The organism is Novosphingobium oxfordense (genome assembly GCF_044029435.1).
Classification (GTDB): Bacteria; Pseudomonadota; Alphaproteobacteria; order Sphingomonadales; family Sphingomonadaceae; genus Novosphingobium.
Map to the genome: position 1 here is coordinate 97343 of NZ_CP147008.1, position 17385 is coordinate 114727.

The 17385-nt window shown below is 65.1% G+C and carries 14 protein-coding genes; 6 read left to right on the forward strand and 8 right to left on the reverse strand.

Going from position 1 to position 17385, the window contains the following annotated elements; all coding sequences use genetic code 11:
- The first annotated feature begins 153 nt into the window (after positions 1-153).
- The 5 genes from WBP07_RS23505 to WBP07_RS23525 all read left to right on the forward strand — a co-directional run bounded on the left by WBP07_RS23505 (position 154) and on the right by WBP07_RS23525 (position 5698).
- The gene (locus tag WBP07_RS23505) at positions 154-1359 is read left to right on the forward strand and encodes a DUF2279 domain-containing protein (RefSeq protein WP_395397502.1); all 1206 of its coding nucleotides are present in this window, start codon (positions 154-156) and stop codon (positions 1357-1359) included.
- Between the two features lie 38 nt (positions 1360-1397).
- Positions 1398-2243, forward strand: coding sequence for an inositol monophosphatase family protein (locus tag WBP07_RS23510; protein ID WP_395397503.1), 846 nt, complete (start codon positions 1398-1400; stop codon positions 2241-2243).
- Positions 2244-2400: 157 nt separating this feature from the next.
- Entirely contained in the window at positions 2401-4032 is a 1632-nt protein-coding gene (locus WBP07_RS23515) for a beta-3-deoxy-D-manno-oct-2-ulosonic acid transferase (RefSeq protein WP_395397504.1), read from the forward strand.
- A 136-nt stretch (positions 4033-4168) separates the two neighbouring features.
- Positions 4169-4915: a glycosyltransferase gene (locus WBP07_RS23520; RefSeq protein ID WP_395397505.1), complete on the forward strand. Its 747-nt coding sequence runs from the start codon at positions 4169-4171 to the stop codon at positions 4913-4915.
- A 156-nt stretch (positions 4916-5071) separates the two neighbouring features.
- Positions 5072-5698 (forward strand): outer membrane protein, encoded by a 627-nt coding sequence (locus WBP07_RS23525; RefSeq protein WP_395397506.1) that lies wholly within the window; start codon positions 5072-5074, stop codon positions 5696-5698.
- 67 nt (positions 5699-5765) lie between these two features.
- Here WBP07_RS23525 and WBP07_RS23530 read toward each other — a convergent pair whose 3' ends face one another.
- Positions 5766-7115 (reverse strand): sugar porter family MFS transporter, encoded by a 1350-nt coding sequence (locus WBP07_RS23530; RefSeq protein WP_395398229.1) that lies wholly within the window; start codon positions 7113-7115, stop codon positions 5766-5768.
- Between the two features lie 111 nt (positions 7116-7226).
- Entirely contained in the window at positions 7227-7634 is a 408-nt protein-coding gene (locus WBP07_RS23535; RefSeq protein ID WP_395397507.1) for a MarR family winged helix-turn-helix transcriptional regulator, read from the reverse strand.
- A gap of 166 nt (positions 7635-7800) precedes the next feature.
- Here WBP07_RS23535 and WBP07_RS23540 point away from each other — a divergent pair, with 166 nt between their 5' ends.
- Complete coding sequence (locus tag WBP07_RS23540) at positions 7801-9495, forward strand: chloride channel protein (RefSeq protein WP_395398230.1); 1695 nt, start codon at positions 7801-7803, stop codon at positions 9493-9495.
- A 13-nt stretch (positions 9496-9508) separates the two neighbouring features.
- On the opposite strand, the gene WBP07_RS23545 is transcribed toward WBP07_RS23540, so the two are convergent.
- The 6 genes from WBP07_RS23545 to WBP07_RS23570 all read right to left on the reverse strand — a co-directional run bounded on the left by WBP07_RS23545 (position 9509) and on the right by WBP07_RS23570 (position 17382).
- Positions 9509-11308, reverse strand: coding sequence for a hypothetical protein (locus WBP07_RS23545; protein ID WP_395397508.1), 1800 nt, complete (start codon positions 11306-11308; stop codon positions 9509-9511).
- Complete coding sequence (locus tag WBP07_RS23550) at positions 11305-12393, reverse strand: chemotaxis response regulator protein-glutamate methylesterase (protein ID WP_395397509.1); 1089 nt, start codon at positions 12391-12393, stop codon at positions 11305-11307. The genes WBP07_RS23545 and WBP07_RS23550 overlap by 4 nt, the downstream gene beginning before the upstream one ends.
- 4 nt (positions 12394-12397) lie before the next feature.
- Complete coding sequence (locus WBP07_RS23555; RefSeq protein WP_395398231.1) at positions 12398-13207, reverse strand: CheR family methyltransferase; 810 nt, start codon at positions 13205-13207, stop codon at positions 12398-12400.
- A 129-nt stretch (positions 13208-13336) separates the two neighbouring features.
- Entirely contained in the window at positions 13337-13822 is a 486-nt protein-coding gene (locus WBP07_RS23560; protein ID WP_395397510.1) for a chemotaxis protein CheW, read from the reverse strand.
- Positions 13819-15639, reverse strand: coding sequence for a methyl-accepting chemotaxis protein (locus WBP07_RS23565; RefSeq protein WP_395397511.1), 1821 nt, complete (start codon positions 15637-15639; stop codon positions 13819-13821). Before WBP07_RS23565 ends, WBP07_RS23560 begins: the two co-directional genes overlap by 4 nt.
- A gap of 57 nt (positions 15640-15696) precedes the next feature.
- Entirely contained in the window at positions 15697-17382 is a 1686-nt protein-coding gene (locus tag WBP07_RS23570) for a methyl-accepting chemotaxis protein (protein WP_395397512.1), read from the reverse strand.
- Positions 17383-17385: the final 3 nt, after the last annotated feature.

Genomic DNA, 17385 nt, shown 5'->3' on the forward strand with positions numbered 1-17385 from the left:
AGAACAATCATATGAAAAGAGAACCAATCTTGGGGCCAAACAAATGGCCCCAATGAAGGGTATTTGGCAACTGCTTTCACAGGGCTTGCCGCGCGGATCATAAATCCTCCGCGTCAACCATACGAAAGCGTGGCTTCGAGGCGACACGCATCTATGAACATGGGCTCGGGCGTTGGGACCGTGCTGGCGCTGGCCGGCTTCATGACAGCAGTTCCGGCCCATGCCGAAGTTTCTGCCTCACCCGACGAAACCACGCCCATGCTTCCCGGCATTCCGCGTGCAGCCATTCTGCTGCCAACGCTGTCGCCGCCTGCCCCCGTGGTTCCGGTGGACGCGCTGGTCGGTGTCGAACCGATGACGTGGAGCCTTGCGCAACTGTCCGCGAATGGCGACGCGCCCAATGCCTCGGCCGAAATCGCCGCCCTTGCCGCTGCCGTTCCCAGCGACGCGCCCGGCATCATCGACAGCAGAAACGTCGTCGGAGAGCAACCGACTGGGGACGACAGCGCCACGATCGCCGGTCCGGCCGAGCCGCGCGCGCTTCGCTGGTCCGATCACATCCCGCGCGATCAGGCCGCCTATCGCGGTTTCTGGGCCCAGGCAGGAACGGTGAAGACCGAAGTACTGGTCGGGCTCGCCTATTTCACCCTTATCAGTTCCCACAAGTTCTTCGAGGATACGGCTCCGTTCCATTTCAAGAACGAAGGCTGGTTCGGCAAGGACACTGAGAATATCGGCGTCGACAAGCTCACCCACGCATTCGACACTTATCTTCTTGCCGAGTTCTTCCACAGCCGCATTCACGAACGCACCGGCGCGTCGCAAGGCGATGCGGTGACCGGGGCGATCATCGCCTCCGGCCTCATGGCCTTCAACGAGATTTCGGACGCCATCGAACCGGACAGCGGCTATTCGCTGCAGGACGTCACGATGAACATCGCCGGCGCGACACTATCGGTCCTGCGCAACACGATCCCCGGCATGAAGGAGAAGTTCTCCTTCAAGGTCGAGGTCGTGCCTGATAAGAACGTCTACAGCATCCAGGGCAAGTCGCACTACGCCCAGCAGCGCTTCATGTTCTCGCTGAAAGGGGCCGGTTTCGAAAAGCTCCACAACACGCCGCTTCGCTTCCTGGACTTGCAGCTTGGCTATTTCGCGACGGATTTCTCCAACGCGGACAAGGCAGCCGGCGTCGATCCCAAACGGCACATCTTCGTGGGCGTGGGCCTGAACCTGGGCGAACTGCTGTTTTCCGGATCGCGTTCGCGCCTTGGAAAAGCGGCCTATACTGTGCTTGACTACTTCCAGATCCCTTATACGTCGGTCCGCTACGATACGACCGGCCGGTTCGATTTTTGACGGCGCGCATGCGCTGAATTTAAACCACGAGGATAACTATGACGGACCCGCTCACGCGCGCCGTGGAACAGGCGATGCGCGAAGCGGCCGAAAGAGCCATCATGCCGCGCTTTCGCACGACGGATGCGCGCGTTCTGGCAGACAAGGGATCCGGCCCGGACAACGCCGAGCCGGTGACGGCGGCCGATCGCGAAAGCGAGGCGATCCTGGCCAACCGCCTTTCAACGCTTGTCCCGGGCGCCGGGATCGTTGGCGAGGAGGCGGTTGATGCCGATCCCCGATTGCTCGACCGGCTGGGCTCCGGCGCGTGCTGGCTGATCGACCCCCTGGACGGCACCAGCAACTTCGCTGCAGGCGTCGGACCGTTCGGAATGCTTGTTGCCCTTGTGGTGGATGGAGACCCCGTCGGCGGGTGGATATTCGATCCGCTCTCCGGCCGGTTCTGCGCGGCGCGGGCGGGACTTGGCGCCAGTATCGACGGCCGCCCGTTCCAGGCCGTTCCGGCATCGCGCGAACGGCCCGTTATCGCCGTGACCCGCCTGTTTTCGGACAATGCCGCGCGCGCGGACCTGATGACTGCATTGGCCGTGGATCACGACCTCGTCGACAGCCCGCGGTGTGCCGCCGACCAGTACCCCCGCATCGCGACCGGCGGCAACGATATCACGCTGTTCACGCGCACTCTGCCCTGGGACCATGCCGCCGGAATCGTCTTCCTCAACGAAGCGGGCGGCAAGGCCGCACGCCCCGATGGACGCGCCTTTCGCTGCGACGAGAATGCGGAGGGACTGATCGCAGCCACTTCCCCCGGACTTTGGGATGCGATGGCCGGCAGGCTCGAACACACCGGACACGACCTTGCATCGGCCAACCAGCCTCGGTGATAGACCAAGGTGACAGATCGATAGGCACGCCCTATCGGGTTGGCATCATGATCTTTTGCCCCCAGCCTGATGTTCGCCAAGAAAGGCATGTAACCGCCTCGAATGGCGGCACTTTCGAAGGACCGGTTCCGGTTGGACCGATTTGGTCGGCCATCCCGTGAGCCACTCGTCCTTCCTGCGCATTCCCCCTTTCCCCGGCCACCGGGCGCAACCGCTTGCGTCGGCAAGCTCGGCCGAAGCCACGCCGCCTTCCGGCGAACTGGCCGAAGCCCTGATCGAAGCTCTGAAGCGGCAGCGGGTTGGCGGCACGTTCTGGGGCCAAGAATATCGGCGCCCGGCCGGGCGGGACGTCGTTCTGGTGGCACCTTCTTCCGTAGCGGCGGCGGCTTGCATCGCACAAGCACGCAAGGACGGTGTGCTCGATCGCGCGGTGCTGGTGGGCAGTTCCGCTCCGGGCATGCCTGCGCTGCCGAACGAGGGCGACCCCTGGTCCATCTGCGCGGGTGCAAGCCGCGTGATCGCCTCGGCCGACGACGAGATCGCCCTTGTGGCCGCCATTCTGGACGTGCCCCTGACGCTGATCGGCGAAGGCCGCTTCGCGGCACTTGCCGAGGCCGGTTCGCTGGCTTCCGTCATTTCGGCCGAACTGTGCGGGCGCTGGCAGTATCGCAATCCGTTCGACGGGCGCCCGATCGATCCGCTTACGGCCATCGACATGCTGGGCAACTGGCGCCGCCTCATGGATGCCAATCGTCAGGTGGCGACCGTGCACGGCATCGCGCGCTGGAAGCGCGTCACGGCGGACAACCTGCTTTGGGATGGATCGCGCCCGGTGCCGCATGACCGGGCGCCCCGCTCAGGCAATCAGGCGCTCGCCTGGATCGCCCGCAGCAATCCGGCGGCTCTTGCCAGGCTCAAGGCCAAGGGCCTGGCCATCGGCGAGATCGAGGACGGCATGATCCGCTCCACCGGCCTCGGCGCCAATTGCGTGCCGCCGCTTTCCATCGTGGTCGACACGCAGGGCCCGCATTTCGATCCGGCCCAGGCCAGCATGCTGGAGACGATCCTGCAAACCGCCGAGATCGATGAGCAGATCATTGCCCGCGCAGCGTTCCTGCGCGAACGGCTGGTTCGGGGTGGCATCAGCAAATACGGGCACGACAGCGCCCGCCCCACCACCACCGGCAACGCCGATGGCGATGGCCGCCGCAAGGTTCTGGTGACCGGGCAGGTGGAAGACGACCGTTCCGTGCTCTGCGGCGGCGCGGGGCTCGGCAATCTTGCGCTTCTGCGCCGTGCGCGCGAGCAGGAGCCCCATGCGCATATCATTTTCAAACCGCATCCCGATGTAGAGGCCGGACACCGCAAGGGCCATGTGCCGGATGCCCTGGCGCGTGAATTCGCGGACGAGATCGACCGCACGTCCTCGATCGCGGCCTTGCTCGACCGGGTGGATGCAGTCCACGTCCTCACCTCGCTCGCCGGGTTCGAGGCCCTGATGCGCGGACGCGAAGTGGTAACGCACGGCGTGCCCTTCTACGCCGGCTGGGGCCTGACACGCGATCTCGGCGAGGTTCCCGAACGGCGCCAACGCCGGCGCACGCTGGATGAACTGGTGGCCGCCACGTTGATCCTCTATCCGCGCTATCTCGATCCGGTAACCCGCCTACCCTGCGAGCCGGAGGTGCTGGTCGATCGCATAGCCACCGGACAGACCGGCGTGCGTTCGCCGCTCATCCTCCTGCGTGAATGGCAGGGAAGGCTGAAGAGGCTGCTGGGTGGCCACTGATCGTGTGCCAAGGCAGCTTGCCAATGGATTGATGCAATTGCTAAACGCCCACCGCACGGACCCGAACGGCACTCCCGGCCGGTTCTGACAGTATCGCACCCGCCCCCCCGACGAGAAAGCCAAGCATTCGGTGCGGATGCGCAATGCGCTGGTCAGCGCCAGCGGGATAATCGTCAATTCGGCGGATACCGGCCGCGCGCTTGAGCGTTTTGCGCGAGAGGAACGCCTGCCCGCTCCGCCGCAGCTGGTCGCCCACCTCGGGATCCAGCCCGCCGGAAGCGGGGGTGGCGCCCCTCTCCAGGCGAAACCCTATTTCCTGTCCATCGGCACCATCGAAGGCCGCAAGAACCACAAGCTGCTGCTGGACGCGTGGGACAAGTTGCGGGTGCAACTGGGCGCCGATACGCCCGACCTCGTGCTTGTGGGCCAGCGCGGATGGATGGCGGAGGAGACCTTCGCCCGCCTGGACGCTTCTCCGGCCGAACATGGCCGCATCGTCGAACTGGCGCGCTGCAGCGATGCCGAACTGGATGCCTGGATCTGCCACGCCCGGGCATTGCTGATGCCCAGCAAGGTCGAAGGCTATGGCCTGCCGGTGTTCGAGGCCATGCTGCGCGGCACGCCCGTCATCGCCGCCGATCTGGCCATCTATCGCGAGATTGCCGGGGGCGTTCCACTGCTGCTCGATCCGGACGATGCCCCGGCCTGGGCGGACGCCGCGCGCGATTATCTGCACGACTGCCCGGACCGTTTGCGCCAGAAAGCCGCGATGGAAAAAACCATTACCACCGGCTGGGCCGATCACATGGCCCTGGTGGATTCCTGGCTTTCAGACCTTGGCGCGAAAGGCCCAGAAACGGCGCTCGAAACGGTGCGAAACTAGGATCTCTTGCCGCTCCAACCCGGCGATTCCAGCGCAAAAGGATTGTTGCCTTTGCGCCACAGCCTACGCGCCTTCCCCATTCTGCGACCAATTTTTCTGAAACCAAACCTTGGCCTCTCCTGTTGGGCAACCAGCGACAACCAAAGGAAGTTGGCTATGACCATCAGATCCCTCACGCTCGCGGCGGTGCTGATTGCAGGCATCGCGTCTCAACCCGCACTAGCCCAGGATGACAGTACCCCCACCACAAGTTCGAACGGCACCACGTTCCGCGGCATTCGTGTCGAAGGCAATATCGGCGCCGACCGCTTTCGATCGGAAGGCACCCATAACGACGAGTTCGGCTACGGCGGAACGATCGGTTTCGACGGCACTTTCGGCGAACGCATCGTCATCGGTGCCGAAGGCAGCTATTGGCGGGCAAACAACTGGAACGAGAACTGCCAGGGCCTGCCTGACGACAACAGCATCTGCCACAAGGCGTTCGAGGAATGGGGCGCCGCCGTCCGCGCCGGCTACCTTGTCACCCCGCAGTTGCTGGTCTTCGCGAAGGGCGGATACGTCAATTCCGAGCAGCGCCGCAGGATCGACGATCCCGACGGTGCCCAGCTGGTCTACGATCACTACCGCGCAGATGGTTATCAACTGGGCGGGGGCGCAGAATACACGATCACCCAGGGACGCATGCCCATCTACGTCAATGCGCAGTACGTCTATTCCAACTACCACGGCCACACCGCGCGCCAGCGCCTGATGGGCGGCGTGGGCATCCGCTTCAAGTAAGCGATTGGCAGCGGCGATAGCTCAGGTCGCCGCTTTCGCCCGATGCCGGGCATTCCGCACAAGCACGCTACATCGTCTCCCCGATCGCTTCCAGCGAGCGGCGCTTGGTTTCCGGGAAGAACAGGGCAACCACCACAAACTGCAGGGCCATCATCGCCGCGAACAGCCAGAACGGCAGCGCCCGGGCATGGGCGGCGGCAAGGGGGAAGCCGAAGGCGATGATCGCGTCCATGAACCAATGGACCGAAGACCCCAGGCTTTGCCCGCGCGCGCGCACGTCGGTAGGAAAGATCTCGCTAATATAGACCCAGATGACAGCGCCCTGCGAAAAGGCGAAGAAAGCGATGAAGCCGATCAGCAGCCAAAGCAGCCAATCCTGGTGCGTGCCGCTCGCGAAGATCGCCGCCACTCCGGCCAGTGCCGCAGTGAGGCCCACCGAACCGATCAGCAGCAGCGTCTTGCGGCCGATCCGGTCGATCACGGTGAGCGCCAGTGCGGTGAAGACAAGATTGCAGGCACCGATGACGATGGCCTGCCGATCCGCCGAAACGCCGGAAAATCCGGCAGCGGCAAATATGTCGTTGAGATAATAGAGGATCGCGTTGATTCCGGACAGCTGGTTGAACGCCGCAATGCCGATTGCCAGCAGCATCGGCCGGCGATGGCGCTTCCAGCTGAGCCGGACGGCGTGCGTTTCCGCCTCCGCCCGGCGCCATACCGCCATTTCCCCCGCAACGTCGGCATTGCCCAGCTTGCCGAGCACGGCGGCGGCCTCAGCCTCTCGTCCTTTCGCGAACAGCCAGCGCGGACTGTCGGGAATGGTGCGGATCAGGGTGAGCAGCAAGACGGCCGGCACTGCGGTGATGCCGAACTTCACATGCCAGTCCATCGCGCCAAGGTGCAGCCCGGAAACGAAGTAGTTGCTGAGATAGGCGACCAGGATGCCCAGCACGACGTTCAGCTGGAACGCACCCACCATCATCCCGCGCCGCTCCGGCGGAGCGATTTCGGCGATGTAGACCGGCGCCAGCACCGAAGACGCGCCGACCGCAAAGCCCGCCAGCACGCGCATCGCCAGCAACATGGGCCAGTTCAACGCCAAGAGGCAGCCGATGCCAGAGACGAGATAGAGCATCGCGATCACCGACAGCGAAGCGCGCGCGCCATAGCGGTCCCCCGGAATGCCGGCCAGCAGTGCGCCGGCCAGGGTGCCCCAGAGCGCGCTGGATACGGTGATCCCCACCCCTGTCGCCTGCAGGTCGAACGCGGCGCGGATACCATCGGTCGTGCCGGCGATGACAGCGGTGTCGAAACCGAACAACAGCCCGGCCAGCGCGCCGACCAGCACACCGCGAAATAGCGTAACATTCATGGAAGACGCGCTTTCAGAACAATAGGTTGTTTTTTTCAGACCGATCTCAACCTGTCGCGGGCGTCTCCCGAACACCCCGAATTGCCGCCAGATTTTCGATCGCCCCGACGGTGCAAAATTCGGGTCACCTCGTCAAGAGCGCCACGGGACCGCAGGCTAGCCGCCCATGCGATCCAGCAGTTCCATCAGGAGCGGCCGCAGCCTCACGATTTCCTCGCGATGGGTGGCGCTTAGCTGTTCCAGGATCGCATGGGCCCGAGGCGTCAATTCCAGCACCGCCTGCCGCCTGTCGTGGCGGGATGTGCCCCGCACGACAAGGTCCAGCGCCACCAGGCGGTCGATCAGGCCGGTAGCGCTGTGCGGTTTCAGGATCAGCCGTTCGGCCACATGGCCCACCGTTGCCGTTTCGGCCGGCGCCGCACGGATGACCAGCAGGGCCTGATGCTGCTGCGGCTTCAGCCCGCATTCGGCGGCCTTGCCTTCGCTGAAGGCCTGGAATTCCCGCAAGGAGAAACGGAAATCGGCAAGGGCGGCATAGTCCGCATCGGTCAGTTCGCTTGGCATCGTCCCAGTCCCGCCGAAGCGCGGTTCATGTCAATCGTTGATAAATATCGCAATGCGATATATCTGCCACCACAACCGAATCCATAACCAAGAGCACCGCATGAATTCCGCAGCCAATTCCCATACCGCCCATAGACCGTTGGCCGATCACAGTGCCGACCGCCGCATGCTGCTGCTTGCGGCCGGGGCATTGGTTGTCGGCAGTGGCGGTGCGGCCGGCGCCTGGCTGCTGCTGAAATCCATTGCGATTGCCACCAACCTCTTCTGGTTCGGGCGCCTGTCGGCTGCGCCCGCCGCGATCACGGACAATACCCTTGGTCTGTGGCTGGTCGCTGTGCCGGTGCTGGGCAGCCTGATCGTGGGTCTCATGGCCCGGTTCGGATCGGACAAGATCAGAGGCCACGGCATCCCGGAAGCGATCGAGGCGATCCTTTACGGCGAAAGCCGATTGTCCCCGAAAGTGGCCGTGCTGAAGCCGCTTTCCTCTGCGATCTCGATCGGCAGCGGCGGTCCTTTCGGCGCGGAAGGGCCGATCATCATGACCGGCGGCGCTATCGGATCACTGTTCGCGCAGGCGTTCCATCTCAGCGCGGCCGAACGCAAGACGCTGCTGGTTTCCGGTGCGGCTGCGGGGATGACCGCGATCTTCGGAACGCCGATGGCGGCGATCCTGCTGGCGATCGAAGTACTGCTGTTCGAATGGAAGCCGCGCAGCTTCGTGCCCGTCGTCGTTGCCGTGCTGGTGTCGTGGCTCTGGCGGCCGCTGCTGATCGACGCGGGCCCGCTGTTTCCGGCGCATCATGTGCTGGCGCTGTCCGCCATGCACGTGGGCATTGCCGTTGGCGTCGGTCTTGCCGCAGGGACCCAGGCGACATTGCTTTCGAACCTGCTGTACAAGGTTGAAGACCTGTTTGCCCGCCTGCCGCTGCACTGGATGTGGTGGCCCGCCATCGGCGGCCTAGCCGTGGGACTGGGCGGGCTGATCGACGCTCACGTGCTCGGCGCGGGGTACGATAGCATTCGCGGCCTGCTGGACGGTTCGATCGCCATGCGCGTGGCTCTGGCGCTGATCGTGGTCAAGGCGACGGTCTGGCTGATCGCGCTGGGGTCCGGCACATCGGGCGGCGTCCTTGCGCCGCTGCTGCTGGTCGGGGGAGCGCTGGGCTTCCTGCTCGGACAGTTCCTGCCCGGTGGTAGCGCGCTCTGGGCGCTGGCGGGCATGGCCGGCATTCTCAGCGGCGCCATGCGCGCGCCCTTGACGGCAGCACTGTTCGCGGTGGAATTGACCGGCGACTTCGCGATGCTTCCGCTCACCCTGGCCGCATCGGCCGGCGCTTACGCCATCAGCGTGCTGGTAATGCGCCGCTCCATCCTGACGGAAAAGATCGCGCGTCGCGGCCGGCATATCCTTCAGGAATACACGGTGGACCCGCTGGATTTCCTCCAGGCCGGGCAAGTCATGACCCCCTCCCCCGAGGTGCTGCCCGGCACCATGACGGTTGCGGAAACGGTCGCGTTCTTTCAGCGTGAGGCGCGCCACCGCACTTATCCGGTCGTGACCGGCAATGGCGCGCTTGAAGGCCTCGTCTCCCGATCGGACGCCCTGCGCTGGCAGACAGAGGGCGCCCCGCGCGAGGCTACGCTTGCCGAGGCACTGTCAGACGCGTCGCACCCCTTCGGAACGCCGCAGGCACCGCTCAGCACGATCGCGGACCTCATGGTGGAGACGGGACTGGGCAGGATTCCCATCGTCGACCCCGCGCGGGGCGCCGTCGTAGGGATCGTCACCCGGCATGACCTACTGAAAGTCCGCCACGTCCATCATGGTGCGGAGCGGGAACGCAGCCAGCGATCCCGCTGACCGCGCATCGCCGTCAGAACAGCCCGTCGTCGAAATCGTCGTCGTCGTCGCCAAACATGTCGACCGCCGGTGCGGCATCCTCGCCGGCGGTCGGCGCGAAGGCCCGATGCACTTCGCGCTCGCGCGCCATCGTGTAGCGCGCCGCGATCGTGCCGAGCAGTTCGCCAAGCGGTGCCAAGGCGTCCTCAGGCAGTTCGGCGCATTCCCGGCCAAGCATCGCCAAACGATCGGCAATTTCCAGCAGCGGATCGCCGACGTCAGCCTCGCAATCGATCCTGTCGGTCGTTTCCTGCAGGATCTCCGCCACAGCCGAAGCGCCATGATCGAGTTCGGACAGCCCGCGACGCATGCGCTGGCCGCCATCCCGGATACAGTCCAGCGACTCCTTCAGGGCCTGCCCGGCATCCACCGGCTCGTCCTCTTCGGTTCCCCGGATCGTGGCGGCGGCAGCGGTCAGCCCGTCGAACGATTGCGCGATGGCCGAGGCGATCGTTGCCAGGGTGGCGGCAAATCCACGAATTTCGGCTGCCACCACGGCCAGGCCGCGCCCTTCGGTACCCATGCGGTAGCAGCGCAAGTCAGTGTTCCACGCCATCTGCTGCACGTCGCTGGTGATGCGATGCACCGTCGCCAACCGCTTCGCAAGGTTGCGCGCCGTGGTTGAGGCAACACTGCTGAGCTGGTTCGAGCGCGCGTCCGCCTCGCGCAGTTGCTCGGTCACGCTGGCCACTTCGGCAACGCTGCTTTCGAGCATCTGCAGGAACACGCCCTCACCGTCCGGCTCGTCCGCATTGTCGCTCACGCGCAGTTCCAGCAGCGCCGCCGCATTCGGGCCGATGCCGCGCAGGCTGCTAGTCAACAGGCGCGCCTCGTTCCGGAAAATGTCCAGCGTATCCGCCGCCTGTGCCGCCAGCAGCGCCGTCGCATGACCAGCGATGGTCTCCGTCACATCAGGCGTCAGGTCCGAAGGCGTTTCCAGGAACATGTCCAGGTCGCGCAAGCCATCGGCAACATGCTCAAGCCGTTGCCGCGTGATGTCGCCCACTTGCAGCGCGCCGAGCGCGGTTCCGACCTGGCTGCGGATGCGCCGCGCAACGTCGGAAATCTGCACCGCGCGCTCGGCAAGCTCCACCTGATGGTCCTGCAGGGCCAGCGCATCGTCCGCCAGCTTGCACGGCACCTGCGGAACCACCAGCGCACATTCGGCGGCGAGTTGGTCCTCCACTTCGAACATGCCCGGCACCGCCTCGGCCAGCCAGGCGATCTCGCGCGAGATGCTTTCCATCTCCTGTTCGCCAAGGTCGATCTTTGCGAACATCATGTCCGCAAAGCCTGAGAAATCGCCGGATCCGGCCGCAGCCACCTTGATGTTGAGGCCGCAGATACGCAGGAAGCTGAGCGTGCGATTGACCTGCTCGATCTGCCCCGAAAGCGCCGCGCTCGACTGCTCGATCGAGACCAGCGCCTGGCGCCGGGAAGACTGGATCACCGGCAAGCGCATCAGCCGGTCGGCAGTGCCGCGCATATTGTCCACCGCGGCCTCGGCCGCATCGCGTTCGAAAGCGTTGGTGACGCTCTCCAGCGCACCGATCAGCGCTTCGACGATCTCATAGGCACGGGCAAGCGCCGTTCCGGCGGCAACGAAGCGCGCGTCAAGCCCGCTCGCCACGGCGACGAGCGCGTCGTGAAGCTCCATGCGCGAAGGCGCGGCTTCAAGAGTATCCTCAGAGATGGTGGCGAGTAACAATGCATCCTCCAGACCGGACGTTGCCGGATCGTCCGAGACAGGCTCGGGAAAACAGACGGTGGTCATCGCGCGGTGGCCGTCAGCACTTCGCGGGCAATGGAGCCGAGCGGGATCACCCGATCCGCCGCGCCGCGCGCGATGGCTTCCTTGGGCATGCCGAACACGATCGAGGTCGCCTCGTCCTGCGCGAACGTGCGCGCGCCGGCCTGCTTCATTTCCAGCAAGCCGCGCGCACCGTCGTCGCCCATGCCGGTCATGATCACGCCCACCGCATTCGATCCGGCCGAGCGCGCGGCGGAACGGAACAGCACGTCGACCGAGGGGCGATGGCGCGAAACCAGGGGGCCGTCCTTCACCGCCACGCAGTAGCGCGCGCCCTGCCGTTCCAGCATAAGGTGCTTGCCGCCCGGCGCGATCAGAACGTGGCCGCGTAGCACGGGATCGCCGTCCACCGCTTCCTTCACGTCAACCTCGCACAACCCATTGAGCCGCTTGGCAAAGGCGCGCGTAAAATTCTCCGGCATATGCTGAACGACGACGACGCCCGGCGCATTGGCAGGCAGCGCCTCCAGCACTTCGCGCAGCGCTTCGGTTCCGCCCGTGGAGGCGCCGAGGCAGACCACCATCTCGGTCGTGCGGCTCATCGCGCGGCCGCTGGGCGGGGGCAGTACGGCATCGGCGGTCAGCTTCTTGGGCGGGCCGTCCGACTTCACTTCACGCACGGCGGGGCGGCCGCGAACGCGGGCACGGGAGGCGCCCTTCACCACGTCGCGGATCTGCAGGTTGTGTTCGGCCAGATGGTCGGCCACGCCGATACGCGGCTTCAGGATCACGTCCACCGCGCCGGCTTCCATCGCCTGAAGCAGTGTTTCGGAGCCTTCCTCGGTCAGCGAGGAGCACATGACCACCGGCACCGGGCACTGCGACATCAGCTTGCGCAGGAACGTGATGCCATCCATGCGCGGCATTTCGACGTCCAGCGTGATGACGTCGGGCACTTCCTCCTGAATCCGGCGCGCGGCGCTGAACGGATCGGGGGCGGCACCGATCACCTCTATCTCCGGATCTTCCTGGAGGATCGTGGTCATCGCCTGGCGGACGCTGGCGGAATCGTCGATGACGAGGACGCGGATCTTCTTGCCCGTCAGCATCGGCTCAGCCCTTCCGGAACACGGTGTTGGCAACCTGCGTCAGCGGCAGATCGTGCCCGGAGATCGATTCCGAATGGCCCAGGAACAGATACCCTCCCGGCTTCAGGCAATCGACCAGTTGTGCCACCACCTTGCGCTGCGTCGGCTTGTCGAAATAGATCAGCACGTTGCGGCAGAAGATCAGGTGCATGGGTTCGCCCACTGGATAGTGGTCGTCCATCAGGTTGAGCCGGGCGAAGCCGATCGCGCTGCGCAGCGCGGGCACCATGCGCACATCGCGCCGCTTCGGATCGCGCGAGGACATGACGTACTTGCGCAGCAAGGACGCAGGCACCGGCTCCACCAGTTCGGCCGGGTAGATGCCGCCGCGCGCAGTTTCCAGCACGTCGGTATCAAGGTCGGTGGCAAGGATGCCATAGGCCGGGCCGCCGCTTTCGGCGAAATCGTCCAGCACCATGGCCATCGTGTAAGGCTCCGGCCCGGTCGAGCAGGCCGCGCTCCATGCGCGAATGCTGCGCACACCGCGCGCTGCCATGTCGGGCAGGATCACATTGGTCAGATAATCGAAATGGCCGGGTTCGCGAAAGAAATCGGTCTTGTTGGTGGTCACCGCGTTGATCAGCGCCAGCCCTTCCTGCGGCAGATTTTCGCCACTGAACAAGAGGTCGCAATAGGCGTCCAGCGTGGCCGCACCGGTTACGCGCTGACGGCGGCGCAGGCGACCTTCCAGCATCGTCTGCTTGCTTTCGGGCATCTTGATACCCGATTCTTCATAGATATAGGCCGCCAGCCGCGCAAAGTTGCGCTTGCTCATGCGATCGCTGCCAAGGGGCTGCGCGGCGGACGAACTGCGTGTGGCAAGGGCGGCTGCGGACATCGTGGCGGCTTTCAGGATAGAAGAAGGGTGGGCGCCCGCAGCGGGGCACCCGGTTTCGCAGGGGAATCAGGCGGGAAGCGCGGCGGGCGCGGAGAGCTGGGCGACATCTTCGGTCGTGAAGATACGCGCCATGTCCACCAGCACCGTGAACCCTTCCTCACGCTTCATCACGCCGCCGATGTAGTCCGACGGCCAGCGCACGCCCACGTCGGGCGCGGCGCCGATCTGGTCGGCGCGGAAGCTGGTGACTTCGATCACGCGATCGACCACCAGCCCCAGCACCAGCACGCGGTCCTCCAACGGAATGTCGATCACCAGGATCCGCGTCGCCGGGGTCGGCTCCACCGGCGGCATGCCAAGCCGCAGGCGAAAGTCGATCGTAGTGACGCCCTCCCCCCGCATGTCCGTCAGGCCGAGCAGGTAATCCGGGCCGTTGGGGATGCGGAAGGTTTCCCGATAGTCCAGGATCTCGCGGACCAGTGCCACCGGCACCGCGAAGATCTCTGCCCCCAGCCCGAAGGTTACGGCCTGGATTTCCTGCCCGCTCGTCATGCGCTCTGCATCCCGAAGGCGTCGTCGTGGTCGTCCGCCCCACCCATGGTGAGATCGAGCGCGAAACCGTTCGGACGGGCATGGCCATTGGTGGCCGGACGCTTCGCAGCCGTCTTGATAGGAGCCTTCATCGGTGCCTTTACCGGCGCCGGCTTGCGCGCGGCGGGTGCGGTGCGGGCCACGGCGGCCCCACGGCCCGGCTTGCCGGCATCTTCGACCTTGAAATAGGCCATGCTTGCCTGAAGCTCCTCGGCCTGCGCCGCCAGCTCTTCCGACGTGGCCGAGATTTCCTCGGACGCACCGGCGTTCTGCTGGGTGACCTGATCGAGCTGCTGGATCGCCTGGTTGATCTGGCCCGCGCCGATGTCCTGTTCGCGGCAGGCGGCGCTGATTTCGGAAATCAGCTCGGCCGTGCGGCGAATGTCGGGCACCAGGCGGGAGAGCATCTCACCCGCTTCGGTGGCGGCATCGACGGTGTTGGACGAAACCGCGCTGATCTCGGCGGCGGCACCCTGGCTGCGTTCGGCCAGCTTGCGCACTTCCGAAGCGACGACCGCGAAGCCACGGCCATGCTCGCCCGCGCGCGCTGCCTCAACGGCCGCGTTCAGGGCAAGAAGGTCGGTCTGGCGGGCGATTTCCTGCACGATGCCGATCTTCTCGGCGATGGTGCGCATGGCGCCGACGGCACGATCGACCGCGACGCCGCTGGCTTCGGCATCCTGTGCCGACTGGCGCGCGATCTTCTCGGTCTGCGCCGCGTTCTCGGCGTTCTGCTTGATGTTGGCCGACATCTCTTCCATCGAAGCCGATGCCTGCTCGGCCGCAGCCGCCTGCTCGGTAGCGCCCTGCGAAACCTGTTCGGAGGTCGAGGAAAGCTCCTGGCTACCGCTGGCCACATTGTTGGCCGCGACGGTGGCATCGCCCACCACGCCGCGCAGACGCTCGATCATGCGGACGAGGGCGTGGCCCAGCTTGTCCTCTTCGGACAGCGGCTTGTGCGTCACGGTCAGATCGCCGTCGGCGATCTTGTCGGCCAGGCCGGCGCTGACGCGCAGGTTCGCAGTCATCTTGTTGACGGTGTCGACCAGATCCTTGATCTCGTCGTTCGAAGTGACTTCCACGTCCTGGTCGAGGTCGCCGATGGCCACCGCGTTGATCACGGTGCTGACACGGGCAAGGCCGCGCGACACGATCAGCGAGATCCAGACGCCACCCGCCAGCGCGCCCAGAATGGCGATCGCGGCAACGGTAAGCAGCATGTAGCGGGCAGAGGCATAGAGCGCGTCGGTATCGGTATCGACCTGCTTCATGTCGTCACGCGCACGGTCGACAAGGGCATCGGCCTGCTTGTTGACGCGGTCCAGCACGGCGCGTGCCGGGCCAAGCGCCAGTCGGGCCGCTTCGTCATTCTGATTTGCGCGCGCCAGATCGCGAACCCGCGTATCCATCGGCTTGAAGCTGTCGAGTGCGGCGCGCATCTCCTGCCAGGTCTGCCGGGTCTCCGGAAGGGCGTTGGATTCGCCTTCGTCGATCAGCTGCTCGAACTCGGCGAGCGAGCGCGTCGCCTTGTCGTCGAATTCCTTCAACTGTGCCGGATCGTTGGTCATCGTCATGCTGCGCTCGTTACGGGCGAGCGTGCCGAACACGACCTGGATCCGCTGCGCGCGGTCAAGACGCGCGGCAGGGCCGGAAATCAGGTCTGTAATCGCCGTGTTCAGCGTGCTGAGACGGGTAAGGCTGACGCCCACCAGCACGGCCAGCAGTAGCAGGATTATGCCGAACGTGACGCCCAGCTTCATTTTTATGGTTGCACGCATGGGTAAGGTAACCTTGCAAACCCGAATGGGGGGAAAGACGGAAAAAAACGGTGCGGATCAGGCCGCGTTGCTGCTGAAGGCCTCGTCCTCGCTATCCGGACCGCCGGTAGAGAGATCGAGCGCGAAACCGCGCGCACGGGCCTGCTGATCCGAAACGGAAAGCGAACGGGTGGAGCGCGAAACCTGCGGGGCCTTGCGCGCCGGGGCCGCCGCCGGGCGGACCGCGATGGCGGGCGCCTTGCGGCGAACCGGCGCGTCGGTCACACGGAAGTAGGCGATGGAGGCCTGAAGCTCCTCTGCCTGCGCAGCCAGTTCCTCGGAAGTCGTCGAAATCTGCTCGGAGGCGCCGGCGTTCTGCTGGGTCACCTGGTCAAGCTGCTGGATCGCCTCGTTGATCTGCGAGGCGCCGATGTCCTGTTCGCGGCAAGCGACGCTGATTTCGGAAACCAATTCGGCGGTGCGGCGAATATCGGGCACCAGCTTGGACAGCATCTCGCCCGCTTCGGCGGCGGCCTGCACCGTCTCCGTGGAAACGGCGCTGATCTCTGCCGATGCCTGCTGGCTGCGCTCGGCCAGCTTGCGTACTTCGGAAGCGACCACGGCGAAGCCACGGCCATGCTCACCCGCGCGCGCCGCTTCTACTGCCGCGTTGAGCGCCAGCAGATCGGTCTGACGGGCGATTTCCTGGACGATGCCGATCTTCTCGGCAATCGTGCGCATCGCACCGACCGCGCGGTTCACTGCAACGCCGCTGCTTTCGGCATCCTTGGAGGACTGACGCGCGATCTTCTCTGTCTGCGCGGCGTTGTCGGCGTTCTGCTTGATGTTGGCCGCCATCTCTTCCATCGAGGCGGAAGCCTGTTCGGCAGCGGCGGCCTGCTCGGTTGCGCCTTGCGACACCTGCTCGGAATTGGCCGACAGTTCCTGGCTACCGGTGGACACGTTCTCCGCCGCAACGGTGGCATCGCCCACCACGCCGCGCAGGCGTTCGATCATCGTGTTCACGTGGCCCAGCAAGTCGCCGATTTCGTCGTTCGACTTCACCTCGACCGTGCGGGTCAGATCGCCATCGGCCACCTGGCTCATCGCATCGCCGGCCGATTTCAGGCCGCGAGCGATCAGCAGCGCCAGATAGGCGGCTGCGGCCACGGTGATCAGGACAGCAACACCCCCCATGGTGATCATCAACGTCCGCGCGGAATCGTAGGTCACTTCGGTATCGTCGTCAGCCTTCGCCATGGTCTGCTGTTCGACCTGCACCAGTTCCTCGACCTTTGCGGTCACGGCATGGGCACGATCGCGCGATTCACCCATGGTCAGGGTCACGGCGGCGGAATGATCGGTCTTGCTGAGCGCGGCGACTTGCGCGTTCACCGGCTTGAATGCGTTCCACTGATCGCGCAGTTGCGACCACGCCGCACGCGTCTCGCCAGAGGCGCCGGTATTGCCCTGCTCTACCGTCTGCTCGATCTTCGCACGCCAGGTATCGATCTCGGTTTCAAGATCGCGGCGCGTGGCGGGATCGTCCGTCAACGTCAGGTTCTTTTCCGCACGCACCATCATGCTGACGCCGCCGTCGATGCTGCGGGCACGGTCGAGCTGCTTGGCGGGGCCGGTGACAAGATTGCCGATGGCGTCGTTGAGGATCGTCAGGCGGGAAATGCCGACGACGATCGTGGCGGTCATGATAATCAGAAGGAGAACGAAAGTTCCCACCAGCTTCAGCTTGATGGTCGCGCGCATGAT